Origin of the sequence: Streptomyces sp. SID14515 (genome assembly GCF_010548505.1) — a bacterium.
GTDB classification, from domain to species: domain Bacteria; phylum Actinomycetota; class Actinomycetes; order Streptomycetales; family Streptomycetaceae; genus Streptomyces; species Streptomyces caviscabies.
Genome location: NZ_JAAGMH010000101.1, coordinates 53,724 through 69,368, shown reverse-complemented (window position 1 = coordinate 69,368; position 15,645 = coordinate 53,724). Strand labels below are relative to the sequence as shown.

The following is a 15,645-nucleotide window of genomic DNA, read 5'->3' as shown; positions in this document are numbered from 1 at the left end:
CGCCCAGCCGAGCCGGGAGGACGCCCCGGCGCCGTCCGGTCCGGGGCCGCCGCGTTCGCCGCCGCCCGGTACGGGAACCGCCGTCGTGCTCGCCGCGCTCATGCCGACACCTCCGTCTTCTCCGTCGTCGTCTTCTCCGTCGTCGTCTTCTCCGTAGTCGCCGTCCTCTGCTCCGTGTTCGGTGCGGCCCGGTCGCCGTCGGGCTGTCCGGTGAGGGACAGGAACACCTCGTCCAGGGTCGGGCGGCGCACCGCGATGTCCTCCGCCTCGATGCCCGCCTCCTCCAGCAGCCGCACCGTCCGGGTCAGGGCCGCCATCCGGTCCGGGGCGGGCGCGCCGATCCGCCGCCGGTCGGGGTCGAGCGTCAGGTCCTCGCCGCCGAGCAGCGCTGTCGCCTCCACCAGCCGGGAGGCGTCGCGCAGGACGATGTCGATCCGGTCGCCGCCGACGAGGGCCTTCAGCTCGTCGGGGGTGCCCTCGGCGACCGCCCGGCCGCCGTCGATCAGCGAGATCCGGTCGGCCAGCTGGTCCGCCTCGTCCAGATACTGCGTGGTCAGCAGCACCGTGGTGCCGCCGCCGACCAGGGACCGCACCGCGTCCCACACCTCGGTCCGGCCGCGCGGGTCGAGGCCGGTCGTCGGCTCGTCCAGGAACAGCACGTCCGGATCGGTGATCAGCGACGCCGCCAGGTCCAGCCGCCTGCGCATGCCGCCGCTGTACTGCTTGACGGCCTTGCGCCCGGTGTCCGCGAGGCCGAACCGCTCCAGCAGCTCGTCCGCCCGGCTGCCCGCCCGGCGTGCGCCCAGGTGGTACAGCCGCCCGAACATCTCCAGGTTCTGCCGCCCGCCGAGCTGCTCGTCCACCGCCGCGTGCTGCCCGAGCAGCCCGATCCTGCGCCGCACCTCGCCCGCCCGCTCCCGGACGTCGAGGCCGGCCACGGTGACCCGGCCCGCGTCGTGGCGCAGCAGCGTCGACATGATCCGTACGGCGGTGGTCTTGCCCGCCCCGTTGGGTCCGAGCACTCCGTGCACGGTGCCGCCGCCGACGGCCAGGTCCAGTCCGTCCAGGGCGCGCTTCTCCCCGTACCGCTTGTGCACGCCGTCCATGACGATCGCGTCGGTCACGTTCCCCGCCACCCTTCCACAGCTCCCTAGTCAAACTTGACTAGCAGCTCGAAGGTAAGCCCCGACCCAGCATTCGTCAAGCTTGACTAGCCTTGGTCCCCAGGGTCGGGAACACCCGTGGCGTACGGGTTCTCCTCGCCCTCGGCGAGCACCCCGACGAACGGGTCACCCTCGCCCGCGAAGGTGTACGCGCCGCCCTCGATACGGGCGATCAGGCCCCGGGTCCACTCCGCGCCGGTGTCGGCGGAGTGCACCCACAGGTTCATGATCTCGCCGATGTGGCCGAGGGACTCGGGGCCCTCCTCGGGCGTGTAGTACTCGGTGACCGAGTCCCGCCACCCCTTCATGGCCTCGATCCGCTCCTTGAGCAGCGCGACCGCCTCCTCGCGAGGCAGGTCCACGATGAACCCGATCGCCGCCGAGAGGACGTCCATGTCCTGGTCGTAGGAGCGGATGGCGTCACGCAGCAGGGTGCGGTACTCCGCCAGCCCCGCCTCCGTGACCTCGTACTCCGTGCGCGGCGGACCGCCGGCCGTGGAGGGGGCCGTCTCGTGCGCGAGGAGCAGTCCCTGCTTCGCCATCTGCTTCAGGGCGTGGTAGATCGACCCGGGCTTGGCGTTGGACCACTCGTGCGCGCCCCAGTACTCCAGGTCGTTGCGGACCTGATAGCCGTGTGCGCGGCCGTGCATACGCACGGCGCCGAGGACCAGCAGCCGGATCGCGGACATGACACCCATCTTTCCTATTCAACTTTGACTAGGGTAGCCCGCCGGGCTTGCGCACGGCGGGCCGGTGTGCCCCGGCGCGTACGGCCGGGGCCAGCAGCGCCGCGACCAGGCATCCGGCCGCCAGCGCCGCCCACACCACGTCGTACGTGCCGAACGCGTCGCGGGCGGTGGCGCCGAGGAAGGCCGAGGCGCCCGCGCCCAGTTGGTGGGCCGCGTTCGTCCAGCCGAAGACGACCGGGCCGTCCGCCCCGTACACCCGGCGGGCCAGCTCGATGACGGGCGGCACGGTCGCGACGTCGACGAGGCCGTAGACCGCCACGAACAGGAGCATCGGGGCCGTGACCACGGAGGTGAACACCAGCGGCAGCGCGAGGAGGGTGAGCGCGCGGACGGCGAAGCAGACGGTCAGCAGGCGGCGCGGGTCGAAGCGGTCGGTCAGCCAGCCGGCCAGGAGCGCGCCGAGGGCGGAGAAGATCCCGACGAGCGACAGCAGCGAGGCCGCCGCCGTGGCCCGCATGCCGTGATCGTGCGCGGCGGGCGCCCAGTTGGACCACATGATGCCGTTGGTGGACGCCCCGCAGAGCGCGAACATCCCGGCCAGCAGCCAGAACGGTCCGGTGCGCGCCGCGCTCAGCAGGACCTTCAGCGTGCGCGCCGCCGCTCCGGGGGCCGGGGGCGGGCGAGGCACGAACTCCGGCGCCCCGTACGGCTTCGCGCCCAGGTCGGCCGGGTGGTCGCGCAGCAGCAGGAACACCAGGGCGGCGACCGCCAGGGCCACCAGCGCCAGCGTCACCACCGGCGGACGCCAGCCGAAGCGGCCGACGGACCAGGCCAGCGGCGGCAGGAAGAGCAACTGGCCCAGATGGCTGGAGGAGCTGAGCGCCCCGGTCACCAGACCGCGCCGCCGGTCGAACCAGCGGGCGGTCACCCCGGCGGCGAAGGTCATGGTCAGACAGCCGCTGCCGAGGCCGATCAGCACCCCCCAGTACGCGACCAGCTGCCACGGCCGCGTCATCACCCCGGTGAGCAGCGCCCCCGCCGAGACCAGCAGCAGCGCGCCCATGACGACCCGGCGGGCCCCGATCCGGTCCATCAGCGCCGCCGCGAACGGGGCGGTGAGGCCGAAGAGCACCATGTTCACCGAGGCGGCGAGCGCGATCTGCCCGCGCTCCCAGGCGTACTCCTCGTGCAGGGGCGTCACCAGCAGGCCCGGCACGGTGGTGAACGCCCCGGCCGTGACGATGGCCGCGCCCGCGACGGCGGCCATCAGCCAGGCGCGGTGGATACGGGTGGACCGGGTGTACGTCGAGGTCGAGGTGGCCATGAAGTCAGCGTCGCGAGCGGGGGCCGCCGCCACGAGTGTCCTGATGGACCAGGTGCGCAAGGATATGGCCATGACGGTTTTCACCCACCCCGGGCGGCACCGCGTCGCCGTGCTCGCCCGCGAGGTCCTGCTCCCCATCGAGCTGGGCATCGTGCACCAGCTCTTCGGCCAGGCCCGACACGGGGCCTCGGCGGACGGCGAGCCGCTGTACGAGGTCGTCACCTGCGCCCCGAGCCCCGGGGACGTCCGCACGGACGGCGACTTCACCGTGGCCGTCCGGCACGGGCCCGAGGCGCTGGCCGAGGCCGACACGGTGATCGTCCTGTCGTCGTACGAGGACTACGTCCAGGAGACGCCGCGCCTCCCGGCCCCGCTGGCGGAGGCCTTCGCGCTGATCCGGCCCGGCGCGCGGGTGGCCTCGATCTGCACCGGCGCGTTCGTGCTGGCCTCGGCCGGGCTGCTCGACGGGCACACGGCGACCACCCACTGGCGGTACACCGAGCTGTTCGCCCGGCTCTTCCCGCAGGTGACCCTGGACCCGGACGTGCTCTACACCGACGGCGGGCCGGTGCTGACCTCGGCGGGCTGCGCCTCCGGGATCGACCTGTGCCTGCACATGATCCGGCGCGACCACGGGACGGCCGTCGCGGGCGACGTGGCCCGGCGCACGGTGGTGCCGCCCCATCGCGAGGGCGGCCAGGCGCAGTTCATCCGGCGGCCGGTGCCCGAACGGTCGGCGCCGGGGACCTCGGCCGCCCGGGACTGGGCGCTGCGTCGGCTCCAGGACCCGATCACGCTGGGGCAGTTGGCGGCCCGGGAGGCGCTGAGCGTACGGCACTTCACCCGGCGGTTCCGGGACGAGGTCGGCATGACGCCGATGGACTGGCTGACCCGGCAACGTATTGAACTGGCCCGGGAGTTGCTGGAGGAGTCGGACGTGCCCGTCGAGCAGGTGGCCGCCCGCGCCGGGCTCGGTACGGCGGCCAATCTGCGCCGGCACTTCCACGCGGCGCTGGGCGTCTCGCCGAGCGCCTACCGCACCACGTTCCGGGGGCCGGGGGGCTGAGGAAAGCGGCAGCCCCCGTCAGAACGGGAAGACCGAGCGGCCGTGCTGGATCGACATCCACCTCTGGGTGGTGAACGCCTCCACCACGGCCTCGCCGTTCAGCCGCCCCACCCCGGACGTCTTCTCGCCGCCGAACGCGACCAGCGGATCGTCCTGCACGGTGGAGTCGTTGACGTGGAACATCCCGCTGACGATGCGCTCGGCGAACTTCACCCCGCGCTCCGCGTCCCGCGTGTGCACCGCGCCGCTGAGGCCGTACGGGCCCTCGTTGACGATCCGCGCGGCCTCCTCCTCGCCGTCGAACGTCATCAGCAGGGCCACCGGGCCGAGGATCTCCTGGTGAAGCAGCGGGGAGTCCTCCGCGAGGCCGGTGAGGACGGTCGGGCCGACGACGTTGCCGACGGTCCGGCCCCGGACGAGGGCCGTCGCGCCGTCCGCGACCGCGCGGTCGACGAGGGCGTCCAGCGCGTCGGCCTGGAAGGCGTTGATGACCGGCCCGATCCTGGTCTCCGGATCCTTCGGGTCGCCGGTCCTGAGGGCGGCCACCTCGGCGGTGAACCGCTCGGTGAACTCCGCCGCCACCGACCGGTCCACCAGGATCCGGTTGGCCGCCATGCTGACCTGGCCCTGGTGCAGGAAGCGGCTGAAGACGGCCGCCTGGACCGCGTAGTCGACGTCGGCGTCCTCCAGGACCACCAGGGCGCTGTTGCCGCTCAGTTCGAGGATGGTCCGCTTGAACGCGCCGGCCGCGGTGGCGGCGATGTGCCGGCCGACCCGGTCGGATCCGGTGAACGAGATCACCTTGGGCACGGGGTGCTCGATGAACGCGTCGCCGATCTCGGCGCTGTCGGTGATGACGACGTTGAGCAGTCCGGCGGGCAGCCCCGCGTCCTCGAATATCTTCGCTATCAGTCCGCCGCCGACGACGGGCGCGTTCTGATGGGGTTTCACGACGACCGCGTTGCCGAGCGCCAGGGCGGGCGCGACGGACTTCATCGTCACCAGGAACGGGAAGTTGAAGGCGCTGATGACGCCCACGACGCCGACGGGCAGCCGGTAGAGCCGGTTCTCCCGGCCGTCGCCCACGGCGGGCAACAGCCGTCCGGTGGGCCGCAGCGCCTGGCGGATCGCCTCGCGCAGGAACTCGGTGGCGCTGCGGACCTCGTACCGCGCGCGCAGCCGGGTGCCGCCCAGTTCGTCGATGATCGCCTCGGCGATCTCCTCGGCGCGCTCCTCGGTGATCCGGAGCGCGCGTTCGATGACGGCGCGCCGCTCGTACGGGTTGACGCCTGCCCATTCCCGCTGCGCCCGCTCGGCCGCCCGGTAGGCCCGGTCGACCTCCAGTGCGGTGGCCACGGTGACGGCGGCGAGTTTCTCACCGTTGTAGGGATTGAAATCGATGATGTCCCATGAGCCGCTGCCGGTCAGCCACTCGCCGTCGATGTACTGGTGGGCCAGTTCATGGAAGAAGGACATGCAATCCCTTACTGCAGGCGTTCGCAGACTCCTGATGCGACGTCATCGTACTGAGAATTCACGTCAGTTGGAGTAGACCGCGCAGAAGATCCCGGCTCTCTTCCGGTGCGGGACTCTCCTGGGCGAGGCCCGCCATGGCCTTTTCGTACTGCGCGACTTCCTCGGGCTTGTCCAGATAGAGCGCACTCGTCAGCTGCTCCAAATAGACAATGTCCGACAGATCGGATTCCGGGAATCGCAGCATCGTGAATGAGCCACTCTCGCCCGCATGACCGCCATGACTGAAGGGCATGACCTGAAGCGTGATGTTCGGCTGCTCCGACATATCGATCAGATGCCGCAATTGGGCGCGCATGACGTCGCGTTCGCCGTACGGGCGGCGCAGCGCCGCCTCGTCGAGCACGGCGTGGAACGTCGGGGCGCGCTCCGAGACGAGGGCCTTCTGGCGCTCCAGCCGCAGGGCCACCCGGCGGTCGATCTCGGCGGGCGAGGCGCCGCGCATCCCGCGCGAGACGACGGCGTGGGCGTACGCCTCGGTCTGCAACAGGCCGTGCACGAACTGGACTTCGTAGATACGGATGAGGGAGGCCGCACCTTCCAGGCCGATGTACGTCTGGAACCAGCCGGGCAGCACATCTCCGTAACTGTGCCACCAGCCCGCCACGTTGGCCTCGCGGGCCAGCCCGAGAAGCGAGTCCCGCTCCGCCTCGTCCGCGACTCCGTAGAGCGTGAGCAGGTCCTCGACGTCCCTGGCCTTGAAGCTCACCCGTCCCAACTCCATGCGGCTGATCTTCGATTCGGAGGCCCGGATCGAGTAGCCGGCCGCCTCACGGGTGATACCGCGCGACTCCCGCAGTCTCCTGAGCTGTGAGCCCAGGAGGATGCGCCGCACCACCGATCCACTCGACTCGCCTGCCGACACTGGCCCGACCCTCCCCATCGCCTACCTGGCACCGGAGCCCCCCGGAACCCCGAGTGCCGGATTCTGCCACCAAAACGCTTCAGCCCGTACTCATTCGATTACGGAAATGAGAAGACGTCCAGAAAGCTCCGAAACTGACCCCGGGAAGAAATGCCCCAGAACCACCACGGTATCGGGCAGGTCCGGCGCGTGCACGTGCATCTGCCCTTGCATCTGCTCTGCGCATTCGGAACCATGGTCCTCGCGCACCTGCGTGCTCGTGTTGTGCCGCTGTACCCCCCGCAGTACCGCTACAGGCAGTGCCGCTACAGCCGCGAATCCCGGGAGTGCCTCGTATGGGGACGAATGGATCGACGATGCTCGAGCCGTTACGGCAGGGGCTTCCCCCCACCGACCCCTCAGGGGTTGCCGGATCGGCGTCCTGCGCTCTGCCCGCACGCTACGAAGCGGTCGGCGGCGCACGGAAGTTCACCCGGGCCACGCTGGAGCGATGGGAGCTGGGCGACCGTTTCGACGATGTCGCCCTGGTGGTGTCCGAACTCGTCACCAACGCCCTGCGCCACGCGCTGCCCGGCGATCCGCCGCGGGAATTCCAGGACCCGCCGGTGCGCCTGCATCTGATGCGCTGGACCTCACGACTGGTGTGCGCGGTGCGCGATCCCAGCCGGGAGAGCCCGGTGGCCGGCGAGGCGGCGGATTCCGCCGAATCGGGCCGCGGTCTGTTCCTGGTGGAATGCGTCAGCGACAGCTGGGGCTGGCACCCCTCCCCCGTACCGCTCGGGGAACTGCCTTCGGGACCGCTGTACGGCAAGGTGGTCTGGGCCCTTTTCCGGCTCCCGGAAAACACGAAGTCGGGTTCGTAGGAACCCCGGTCCGGCCCGTCACGGGCCGGGCCCGGCGTCAGGCGCCGGTGGCGAGGTGGTCGAACTCGCCGTCCTTGACGCCCAGCAGCAGCGCCTCGATCTCCGCGGGCGTATAGACGAGGGCGGGCCCGTCGGGGTGACGGGAGTTCCGCATCGCCACATTCCCTCCGGGCAGCCGGGCGAACTCCACGCAGGATCCCTGGGAGTTGCTGTGCCTGCTCTTCTGCCAGACGACTCCGCGAAGCTCTGTGGCCGCCATGCCGTTGTACACGTGGTGCACAGGACGCTCCCCGAGTTGCAAGGTGCAAGTGTCAACTAGCTCGGATCATAGCTGTGTTCATATGCCAATGCATGAGCAGATGCACGTGCACGCGGGGTGTTCCTTTGATTACAGGCTTTCCGCACCCGGCCGCGCCCTCCCGGAAGAGAGACGAACGGCACGCCTATTTCGCTCCCGCTTACCGGAGTTGATCGTTGCGGACCTTGGTAACGTGGCGCGGTCTTTCGACCGGAAAACAGCAAGGGGGAACTCCACGTGACCAGCTCTCTACGCACCGGCGCCGTCGTGGTCGCCGCTCTGGCCGCCTCACTGGCGCTCACCGCCTGCGGCAGCGACGACGACGCGGGCAAGGATTCCGGCGCGGACTCCGCGGCGAGCGCGACGCCCGGCGGCGGCGGCGGTGACGACAGCGCCGGGGAGTCCGGGAGCGGCGGCACGGACGCCGCGGCGCTGGAGGGCACCTGGGTCGGGCTCACGGACGGCAAGAACGTCACCGTGTCCGTCGCCGCCCGCAAGGTCGCCCTCGTCGCCGACCAGTCCGTGTGCCAGGGCGATGTGAAGGACATGGGCGGCGAGCCGATGCTGGCGCTGAAGTGCACCGGCGGCTCCACCGACCGCACGATGGGCGCGATCGACTCCGTCGACGGCTCGAAGCTGGTCGTCTCGTGGGACGGCGGCACCAAGGACACCCTCACCAAGGCCGACCCGGGCAAGCTGCCGAGCGGTATGCCCTCGCTCCCCAGCATCCCGGACCTGCCCGCGCCGTAAGGACCGTGGCCGCCGGGGGCCGCGCGCTCAGTTCTCGGCGAGCGTGCTGCTGACCCGGGTGGAGCCGCCCCGCTCGTCCAGGGCGCGGGTGAACTCCTCCAGCGCGTCCAGCAGCAGCGCCGCGCCCCGGCGCACGACCGGGTCGCCGGCCGGACTCGTGCCGTCCTCCGTCGGTGTGGGCATGTCCCAGTGGGCCACCGCGTCCACCACCGGCTGCCAGTCGGGCAGCCGCCGCTCCCGTACCGCCTTGGCGCCCTTCTCGGTGGCCCGGCGCAACGCCTCGGCCAACTGGGCGGCGCCGGGCACCGGATCGGCCGACCGGGCCGGCAGATGGGCCTCCAGGACCATCGCGGACCGGCCCAGCTGGGCCAGCGCGTGCTGGGCGTCGGTGGCGGCGGCCCGGGAGATGCCCCGGTGGCGTACGGGTTCGTGCTGGGCGGTCGCCAGCGCCTCCTGCCACGCCACACGGGCCTCGCGGGTGGCGATCAGGGCGTCCCGGACCTCCTCGTCGTCGCGGTCGGCGGGGTCCGCGTACCGGTCGACGACCGCGGCCGCGTACCGCCCGTCCGCGACCAGCCACTCGGCCAGCCGGTTGCGCAGCCTCGGGGTCTCCCAGGCCGGGTAGACGGCGTACGAGATCATCGCGAGGAGCCCGCCGACGAGCGTCAGCACGATGCGCTCCGTGACGGTCTGGGACCAGTCGTCGCCGGCCATGCCGAGCAGGAAGACGACGTACGCGGCGACGCAGACCTGGCCGACCGCGTAGCCGGTGCGCATCAGCAGGTACATCAGCCCGGCGCAGATCACCGCGAGGAGCGCGGAGAGCCGCGCGTCGGGATGGGCGGTCTGCACGACGGCGGTGGCAAGCCCGACGCCGACCAGGGTGCCGCCGAAGCGGGCCACGGAACGGGCGTACGTCTGCGAGAACTCGGGCCGCATCACCATGACCGCGGTCATCGGCGCCCAGTAGCCGTGCCCGAGCGGCACCGCCTCGCCCACGAAGTACCCGGAGACGGCGACCACCGCGACCCGGATGGCGTGCCGCATGATCGGCGAGCCGTGGTGCAGCTCGCGGCGCATCGAGGCCAGCACCACCGGGACCAGCTTCAGCAGCGTGGGCCGGTGCCGGGTGTCCGGGGCGAGGTCCGTGGGGATCCCGCTGTCGGTGCCGGTGCCCTCCGCGATCTCCAGGACGTCGTCGAGCAGGGCCGCGAGCCGGTCGGCGGCGCGGCGGGCGGGCCCGACGAGGATCACGTCGTTGTCAGGAGTCTTCAGGACGCCCAGGTCGGTGGCGGAGAGATGGACGGGTTCGCCGTGCCGGACGGCCCGCGCGGCGGCGTCCAGCACCGAGCCCGCCGCGCCCAGCAGCTCGTTCACCCAGAGCCGCTCCAGACCGTCGCCGGGCACTCCCATCGCCGGATCCGCGAGCGAGGCGAGCACCGGGCGCAGCCGCTCGGCGACACCGCGCGCCCCGTGCAGTTCGGCGGGGCGGCGGCGGGCCTGGCGCGGGGTGACGGCGGCGGCGCTGCGGGCGGTCATCAGGGGCAGCGGATCGAACGGGGCGACCGGGTCGTGGCGCAGCCGCCGGGCGTAGTCGGCCTCGGCGGCGAGCGCGTCGGCGAGCGCGTCGCGCTGGGCGCCCCATCTGCGGACCGGGAAGAGGACGATCAGCGCCGCCTGTACGAAGCCGCCGACGGCGATCATCCCGGCGTGGGCGGCGGCGTCCACGACCGAGGTGGGCAGGGTGATCGTCACCAGCATGATCGCGACGTTGGACGAGGCGATGATGCCGCCCGTGGGCCCCGCCGCCCAGGCGAGTCCGGCGAGGAAGGTCCAGGCGCCGAGCAGGCAGAGGAAGAGCACGACGTGCGCGCCGCTGACATAGCCGACGAACGTCGAGACGGCGAGGCTGGCGCCGGAGACCAGGGCGAGGACCGGGCGCGGGCGCCAGCTGCGCTGGAAGGTGGCGATGGCCGCCTGGAACGCGCCGAACGCGGAACTCGCCGCGATCTCCGGCCCGAACAGCACGAGGCTGGTGCCGACGACGAGGGCGAGGCCGGCCGCACCGCGGAAGGCGATGAGGGGTTCCAGCCTCTGCCGCTCGATCTCCAGCCCCGAGCGGGCGGTCTCCTTCAGCGCCCGGAGCCAGCTCATGGGCCGAGCCTAACCGTGCAATCTCGGACAAGCTCGACTTATGCCCTGATTTCGCCTTCGGGTCGGTGAGGTGCGCCGCCCCGCGAGCCGCCCACGCGGGCCCGGTCGGCGGCCTCGGTGCCGTGCGTCCAGCCGTCCAGGTCGCTCACGCCGCGGACCCGGGCGGTCGTGGTCCTCGGGAACATCCGCCCGGCGGTGTCGGTGACCGCGACGTCCCGGGCGGCGAGGACGGGAAGCAGCCCGCCGCCCTGGTCCGTGTCGGATTCGGCCGCTGCCGTGACCCGCTCGGCCCCGTCGGCGAGCCGGCGGCCGAGCCGCTGCGCGTACCCCATCAGGAACGCCTGCCGGAAGGTCTTGGTCCGCTTGCGCCCGCCGGCCCGCTGTCCGGCCTCCGCCCGGGTCATCGCGGCCGTCCCCTGGACGAGCAGCGAGGTGAACAGCAGCTCCACGGCCTCCAGGTCCGGCTCGAAGCCGACGACCGTGGTGAAGCCGAGATCGTCGTTCCACACGGCCTGGCAGCGGTTCGCGGAGGCGACGGCGTCGAGCAGGATCGCCTTGGCGCTCTCGTACGGGGGCTCCACCCCGATCCGGCAGGCGCCCGGGCTCCCGCTGCTCCCCGTCCGGGCGGCGAGCAGGGCCTCGTCGATGCTGTGCCGGGCCATCAGCTCCTGCGCCTTGGTGGTCAGCGCCTCGGCCTCCTCCGGGAATCCGGTCGCCTCGGCCTTCGCCAGCAGCGCCCGGATCCGGGTGAGCATGCGGGGCTCGTCGGCGGCGGGCGGCCGGTGCAGGTCGTCGGCGACCGTGCCGGGCGGCGGTCCTACGGGCTCGATGGCGGGCAGCCGCAGCAGCAGCCGGTACAGCTCCAGCAGATCGGCGGCGTAGGAGAACCGGTCGGGGCGGTTCCGGGGCACGGGCGGCGGAAGCTCGGCGAGCTGCTGCCGCCAGCGGGGCGGCAGCTCCGCGTACCGGGCGGTCTCGGCGGCGATCAGGGTCGCGGCCAGCGCCGCCCGCCGCTCGTCCAGCTCCCGGCGCACGAACCGGAGCAGGTCGGCCGGATGCCAGCCCCGGTCCCACGCCCGGCGTACGAACTCCTCGCCGCGCAGGTGCGCCTGGTCGTCGGCGTCCGGGGCGGCGGCGAGCAGGGACGCGCCGGTGTCCAGGGCGGCGTCGCCCTCCGTATAGAGGGCCGCCGCGCACGCCCGGTCGATCACCGATTCCATCCGGCCAAGGGTAGGCGCACCGCCCGGCGCCACCGTCTACGGCAGCAGCACCAGCTTGCCCCGGACGTGGCCGCCCTCGCTCAGGGCGTGGGCGCTCGCGGCGTCGGCGAGCGGGAAGACCTGGGCGATCTCCACCCGCAGCTCGCCGGCCTCCGCCAGCCGGGCGTTCTCCGCGAGGCGTTCGGCCGAGGGCCCGCCGCCGGCGGAGAAGGCGACGCCCAGCTCGGCGGCGTCCCCGTCGGCGATGGTGACGATCCGGTCGGTCGTGCCGCCGCGCAGCTCGATGGAGGCGGGCAGCGCGCCGCGCCCCGACGCGTCGAACACCGCGTCCACGCCCTCCGGGGCCAGCTCCCGCACCCGCTCGACCAGCCCGTCCCCGTACGCCACCGGAATCGCGCCCAGCACCCGCAGATAGTCGTGGTTGGCCGGCGAGGCGGTGCCGATGACGGTCGCGCCGCGGGCCGTCGCGAGCTGTACGGCGGCGGAGCCGACGCCGCCGCCCGCGCCGTGCAGGAGCAGCGTCTCGCCCTCGGCCAGCGCCAGTTCGTCCAGGACCCGGGAGGCGGTGTCGGTGGCGACGGGCAGCGCCGCGGCCTGTTCCCAGGACAGCCCCTCGGGCTTACGGGCGAGGGAGACGGCCTCGGCCAGCGCCTCGGTGGCGTAGGAGCCGGTGGCGCTCCAGCCGAGGACCTCGTCGCCGGGGGCGAACGCGGTGACGCCCTCCCCCGCCTCCTGGACCACCCCGGCGAACTCGGCGCCCGGCGTGGCGGGCAGCGGGGTGGGGAAGGCGCCCTCCATCCAGCCGTTCCGGATCTTGTGGTCGAGCGGGTTCACCCCGGCCGCCCGCACCGCGACCCGGACCTGGCCGGGGCCGGGGCGCGGCCGGTCGAGCCGGGCCAGATGCAGGACGTCGGGGCCGCCGAACTCCTCGTACACGATCGCTTCCATGGGGTGATCCTCACGGCTGCGTGGGCGGGCGGCCAGTCGGCGGCCCGCTTCCGGGGCACTGTCAGTGGCGGGTGCCAGACTCGCGTCCATGACCGAACGGTGGGCGGTGGCGGCCGCGGACGGGGGCGGGGCGCTGCTCGCGCCGCTGGGGCGGGACGGCACGCCCGCCGGTCCGGTCGTCGCCGAGCCCGATCTCGTCGAGGCGGTCCGCTCCCGCCCCGATGTGGTGCGCTGGGTGTGGCGGTCGACCGCCGGGATCTACCCTCGGCTGCTGGCCGCCGGGGTCCGGGTCGAGCGGTGCTACGACATCGAGTGCGCCGAACTGCTGCTGCTCGGGCACGCCGGGCGGCTGGGCGAGCCCCGGTCGGCGGCCGCCGCGCTGGCCCGGCTGGACAACGGCCCGGTGCCCCCGGACCCGCCCGCCCGGTCCGCCGAACCGGGCGCGCAGTCCTCCCTGTTCGAGCCGTCGTCGGGGACCGGGGTGCCGTTCGAAGGGCTGCTGCGGGTCTACGCGGACCAGGTGCGCCGCCATGACGCGGCGGAGCACCCGGACCGGATGCGGCTGCTGACCGCGTCGGAGTCGGCGGGGATGCTGGTGGCCGCCGAGATGCACCGGGCCGGGCTGCCCTGGCGTGCCGACGTCCACCGGGAGCTGCTGAACGGACTGCTCGGCGAGCGGTACGCGGGCGGCGGCGAGCCCCGCAGACTCGCCGAGCTGGCGGACGAGGTGTCGGCGGCGTTCGGCAGGCGCGTGCGCCCGGATCTGCCCGCCGATGTGGTGAAGGCGTTCGCGCAGGCCGGGATCCCGGTGAAGTCGACCCGGCGGTGGGAGCTGGAAGGGCTGGACCATCCGGCGGTCGAGCCGCTGATCGCGTACAAGAAGCTCTACCGGATCTGGACGGCGCACGGCTGGTCCTGGCTCCAGGACTGGGTGCGCGAGGGCCGTTTCCGCCCGGAGTACCAGCCGGGCGGCACGGTCAGCGGCCGCTGGACGACCAACGGCGGCGGGGCCCTCCAGATCCCCAAGGTGATACGGCAGGCCGTCGTCGCCGACGAGGGGTGGCGGCTCGTCGTCGCGGACGCCGACCAGATGGAGCCCCGGGTGCTGGCGGCGATCTCCCGCGACCGGGGCCTGATGGAGGTGGCCGGTCATGACGGCGACCTCTACAAGGCCCTGTCCGACCGGGCGTTCTCCGGCGACCGCGAACACGCCAAGCTGGCGCTGCTCGGTGCGATCTACGGCCAGACGTCCGGCGACGGCCTGAAGAACCTGGCCGCCCTGCGCCGCCGCTTCCCGCTCGCCGTCGCCTATGTCGACGACGCGGCGCGGGCGGGCGAGGAGGGGCGGGTGGTGCGGACCTGGCTGGGCCGGACCAGCCCGCCGGTCGCGCTGGCCGGCCAGGACGAAGAGGCGGGCATCCCGCAGGAGGATCCGGAGGACGACCGGGGCGCCGGGGCCGGGTCCGGGTCCGGCGGCGGTACGGCACGGGCCCGGGGGCGCTTCACCCGTAACTTCGTGGTGCAGGGCAGTGCGGCCGACTGGGCGCTGCTGCTCCTGGCCGCACTGCGCCGGACGCTCTTCGAGCAGGGGCTGCGGGCGCAGTTGGTGTTCTTCCAGCACGACGAGGTGATCGTGCACTGCCCGGCCGAGGAGACCGCGGCCGTCGCCGAGGCGATCCGCGCGGCGGGCGAGCTGGCCGGGCGGACCGCCTTCGGACGGACGCCGGTGCGCTTCCCCTTCACCACGGCGGTGGTGGAGCGGTACGCGGACGCCAAGTGACACCCGCGACGCGAACTACCGCTGCTGGAGCTTCGGCCATTCCGGGCTGATCGCCAGGGCGATGAGCTGGTCCATGGTGAGCGCGGGCTCCGGACGGGTGGCGGCGGTCGACTGCTCGCCGGAGTTGAAGGCTGAGACGACGACCCGCATGCCGTCGGGGCGCATGGTGTCGGCCGTCCACATGACGACGCCCGCGCCGCCCTTCTCGCCGGGCGACTTCGAGGTGGCGAGCAGGGTGCCGTCGGGCCGGGTGGTCGCGTCGCCGTACAGATCGTCGGCGACGTCCCGCATGTCGGGCTGCACATTGATCTGCACGAGCGAACGGCCCTTGCCGTCGTCGACGACGACCGAGGCGAACTCGCCGCCGCTGTCCGTCTCGTCGCTCACGGTCAGCCCCTCGGGCAGCAGGGCCCGGAAGGTCGGCATCAGCAGCGTGTAGTCGAGCGGCGGAGCCGGCTGCCCGGCGTCGTGCGTTCCGCGCGAGGCCGGGTCCGGCGAAGGCTCGCCGGTGCGCGAACCGCCCGTGACGGCGCCGGTGGCCGCAGGCGCGTCCGAGGGCGAGGGGTCGGCCGTCGCGGCGTCGGTGGGCGCTGCCGTCGGTGTGGGCGGGGCGGCGTCCGCGGCGGCGTCCGTGGGGGCGGCCGTCTGCGCGATCGGGCCGCTGCTAGCGACGTTCGCCCCGTCGCCGGAAGCGCCCAGCTGCCCGGTGGCGAACGTGACCCCGCCGCCGATGAGGGCGAGGGTCAGCACGCTTCCGGCCACGGCGGCGGTCCGGCGGCGGCGCACGGTGCGCCGGCCCTTTTCCAGCGCACCGTCCACCAGGGCGGCGCGGCCGGACAGTTCGAAGGTCTCTCCGGCACGGCGGAGTTCCGTGCCGAGGCCGTCCTCGAACGGCAGCTCGTCTTCGCTGGGCATGGGGAACCACCACTTCTCGCTCGGGGTGCTCGACAGTTGACGGCCCCGCGGGGGCCGGTTGGGCAGGCGGCCGTCAG

At 73.1% G+C, this 15,645-nt stretch carries 14 protein-coding genes; 4 read left to right on the top strand and 10 right to left on the bottom strand.

Features of this window, described 5'->3' with window-relative positions; genetic code table 11:
- Window positions 1-98 precede the first annotated feature (98 nt).
- From G3I54_RS22895 to G3I54_RS22885, 3 genes are all read right to left on the bottom strand, one after another.
- Window positions 99-1,124 carry an ATP-binding cassette domain-containing protein gene (locus G3I54_RS22895; RefSeq protein ID WP_343240397.1) on the bottom strand — a complete coding sequence of 342 codons (1,026 nt, stop codon included), beginning with the start codon at window positions 1,122-1,124 and terminating at the stop codon, window positions 99-101.
- Window positions 1,125-1,210: 86 nt separating this feature from the next.
- Window positions 1,211-1,852, bottom strand: coding sequence for a PadR family transcriptional regulator (locus tag G3I54_RS22890; protein ID WP_164616773.1), 642 nt, complete (start codon window positions 1,850-1,852; stop codon window positions 1,211-1,213).
- A 28-nt stretch (window positions 1,853-1,880) separates the two neighbouring features.
- A complete protein-coding gene (locus G3I54_RS22885; RefSeq protein WP_164616743.1) occupies window positions 1,881-3,176 on the bottom strand; it encodes an MFS transporter in 1,296 nt (431 codons plus the stop codon).
- Between the two features lie 64 nt (window positions 3,177-3,240).
- Between G3I54_RS22885 and G3I54_RS22880 the strand changes: the two genes are divergently transcribed.
- Entirely contained in the window at window positions 3,241-4,242 is a 1,002-nt protein-coding gene (locus tag G3I54_RS22880; protein WP_239144513.1) for a helix-turn-helix domain-containing protein, read from the top strand.
- Window positions 4,243-4,260: 18 nt separating this feature from the next.
- On the opposite strand, the gene G3I54_RS22875 is transcribed toward G3I54_RS22880, so the two are convergent.
- Both G3I54_RS22875 and G3I54_RS22870 read right to left on the bottom strand, forming a co-directional pair.
- The gene (locus tag G3I54_RS22875; protein ID WP_164616742.1) at window positions 4,261-5,718 is read right to left on the bottom strand and encodes an aldehyde dehydrogenase family protein; all 1,458 of its coding nucleotides are present in this window, start codon (window positions 5,716-5,718) and stop codon (window positions 4,261-4,263) included.
- 58 nt (window positions 5,719-5,776) lie between these two features.
- Window positions 5,777-6,640, bottom strand: a complete 864-nt coding sequence (locus G3I54_RS22870; protein WP_164616741.1) for a helix-turn-helix transcriptional regulator — start codon at window positions 6,638-6,640, stop codon at window positions 5,777-5,779.
- 356 nt (window positions 6,641-6,996) lie between these two features.
- Here G3I54_RS22870 and G3I54_RS22865 point away from each other — a divergent pair, with 356 nt between their 5' ends.
- Window positions 6,997-7,503, top strand: a complete 507-nt coding sequence (locus tag G3I54_RS22865; RefSeq protein ID WP_164616740.1) for an ATP-binding protein — start codon at window positions 6,997-6,999, stop codon at window positions 7,501-7,503.
- A 37-nt stretch (window positions 7,504-7,540) separates the two neighbouring features.
- Here the strand turns inward: G3I54_RS22865 and G3I54_RS22860 are convergent, their stop codons facing one another.
- Window positions 7,541-7,783, bottom strand: a complete 243-nt coding sequence (locus G3I54_RS22860; protein WP_073225869.1) for a DUF397 domain-containing protein — start codon at window positions 7,781-7,783, stop codon at window positions 7,541-7,543.
- Window positions 7,784-8,038: 255 nt separating this feature from the next.
- On the opposite strand from G3I54_RS22860, the gene G3I54_RS22855 reads away from it, so the two are divergent.
- Window positions 8,039-8,551: a hypothetical protein gene (locus G3I54_RS22855; protein WP_164616739.1), complete on the top strand. Its 513-nt coding sequence runs from the start codon at window positions 8,039-8,041 to the stop codon at window positions 8,549-8,551.
- Window positions 8,552-8,578: 27 nt separating this feature from the next.
- Here the strand turns inward: G3I54_RS22855 and G3I54_RS22850 are convergent, their stop codons facing one another.
- The 3 genes from G3I54_RS22850 to G3I54_RS22840 are packed head-to-tail and all read right to left on the bottom strand — an operon-like array spanning window position 8,579 to window position 12,873.
- Window positions 8,579-10,705 (bottom strand): FUSC family protein, encoded by a 2,127-nt coding sequence (locus G3I54_RS22850; RefSeq protein WP_164616738.1) that lies wholly within the window; start codon window positions 10,703-10,705, stop codon window positions 8,579-8,581.
- A gap of 38 nt (window positions 10,706-10,743) precedes the next feature.
- Window positions 10,744-11,925: a DUF2786 domain-containing protein gene (locus G3I54_RS22845; RefSeq protein ID WP_164616737.1), complete on the bottom strand. Its 1,182-nt coding sequence runs from the start codon at window positions 11,923-11,925 to the stop codon at window positions 10,744-10,746.
- A gap of 36 nt (window positions 11,926-11,961) precedes the next feature.
- Entirely contained in the window at window positions 11,962-12,873 is a 912-nt protein-coding gene (locus G3I54_RS22840) for an NADP-dependent oxidoreductase (RefSeq protein ID WP_164616736.1), read from the bottom strand.
- Between the two features lie 88 nt (window positions 12,874-12,961).
- On the opposite strand from G3I54_RS22840, the gene G3I54_RS22835 reads away from it, so the two are divergent.
- Window positions 12,962-14,653: a bifunctional 3'-5' exonuclease/DNA polymerase gene (locus G3I54_RS22835; protein WP_164616735.1), complete on the top strand. Its 1,692-nt coding sequence runs from the start codon at window positions 12,962-12,964 to the stop codon at window positions 14,651-14,653.
- A gap of 15 nt (window positions 14,654-14,668) precedes the next feature.
- Here G3I54_RS22835 and G3I54_RS22830 read toward each other — a convergent pair whose 3' ends face one another.
- Window positions 14,669-15,568 carry a hypothetical protein gene (locus tag G3I54_RS22830; protein WP_164616734.1) on the bottom strand — a complete coding sequence of 300 codons (900 nt, stop codon included), beginning with the start codon at window positions 15,566-15,568 and terminating at the stop codon, window positions 14,669-14,671.
- Between the last annotated feature and the right edge of the window lie 77 nt (window positions 15,569-15,645).

Excerpts from the sequence above, each read along its gene's own strand:
- G3I54_RS22890 (WP_164616773.1), bottom strand. The coding sequence starts at position 1,852 with ATGTCCGCGATCCGGCTGCTGGTCCTCGGCGCCGTGCGTATGCACGGC.
- G3I54_RS22885 (WP_164616743.1), bottom strand. The coding sequence starts at position 3,176 with ATGGCCACCTCGACCTCGACGTACACCCGGTCCACCCGTATCCACCGC.
- G3I54_RS22880 (WP_239144513.1), top strand. The coding sequence starts at position 3,241 with ATGGCCATGACGGTTTTCACCCACCCCGGGCGGCACCGCGTCGCCGTG.
- G3I54_RS22875 (WP_164616742.1), bottom strand. The coding sequence starts at position 5,718 with ATGTCCTTCTTCCATGAACTGGCCCACCAGTACATCGACGGCGAGTGG.
- G3I54_RS22865 (WP_164616740.1), top strand. The coding sequence starts at position 6,997 with ATGCTCGAGCCGTTACGGCAGGGGCTTCCCCCCACCGACCCCTCAGGG.
- G3I54_RS22850 (WP_164616738.1), bottom strand. The coding sequence starts at position 10,705 with ATGAGCTGGCTCCGGGCGCTGAAGGAGACCGCCCGCTCGGGGCTGGAG.
- G3I54_RS22845 (WP_164616737.1), bottom strand. The coding sequence starts at position 11,925 with ATGGAATCGGTGATCGACCGGGCGTGCGCGGCGGCCCTCTATACGGAG.
- G3I54_RS22840 (WP_164616736.1), bottom strand. The coding sequence starts at position 12,873 with ATGGAAGCGATCGTGTACGAGGAGTTCGGCGGCCCCGACGTCCTGCAT.
- G3I54_RS22835 (WP_164616735.1), top strand. The coding sequence starts at position 12,962 with ATGACCGAACGGTGGGCGGTGGCGGCCGCGGACGGGGGCGGGGCGCTG.
- G3I54_RS22830 (WP_164616734.1), bottom strand. The coding sequence starts at position 15,568 with ATGCCCAGCGAAGACGAGCTGCCGTTCGAGGACGGCCTCGGCACGGAA.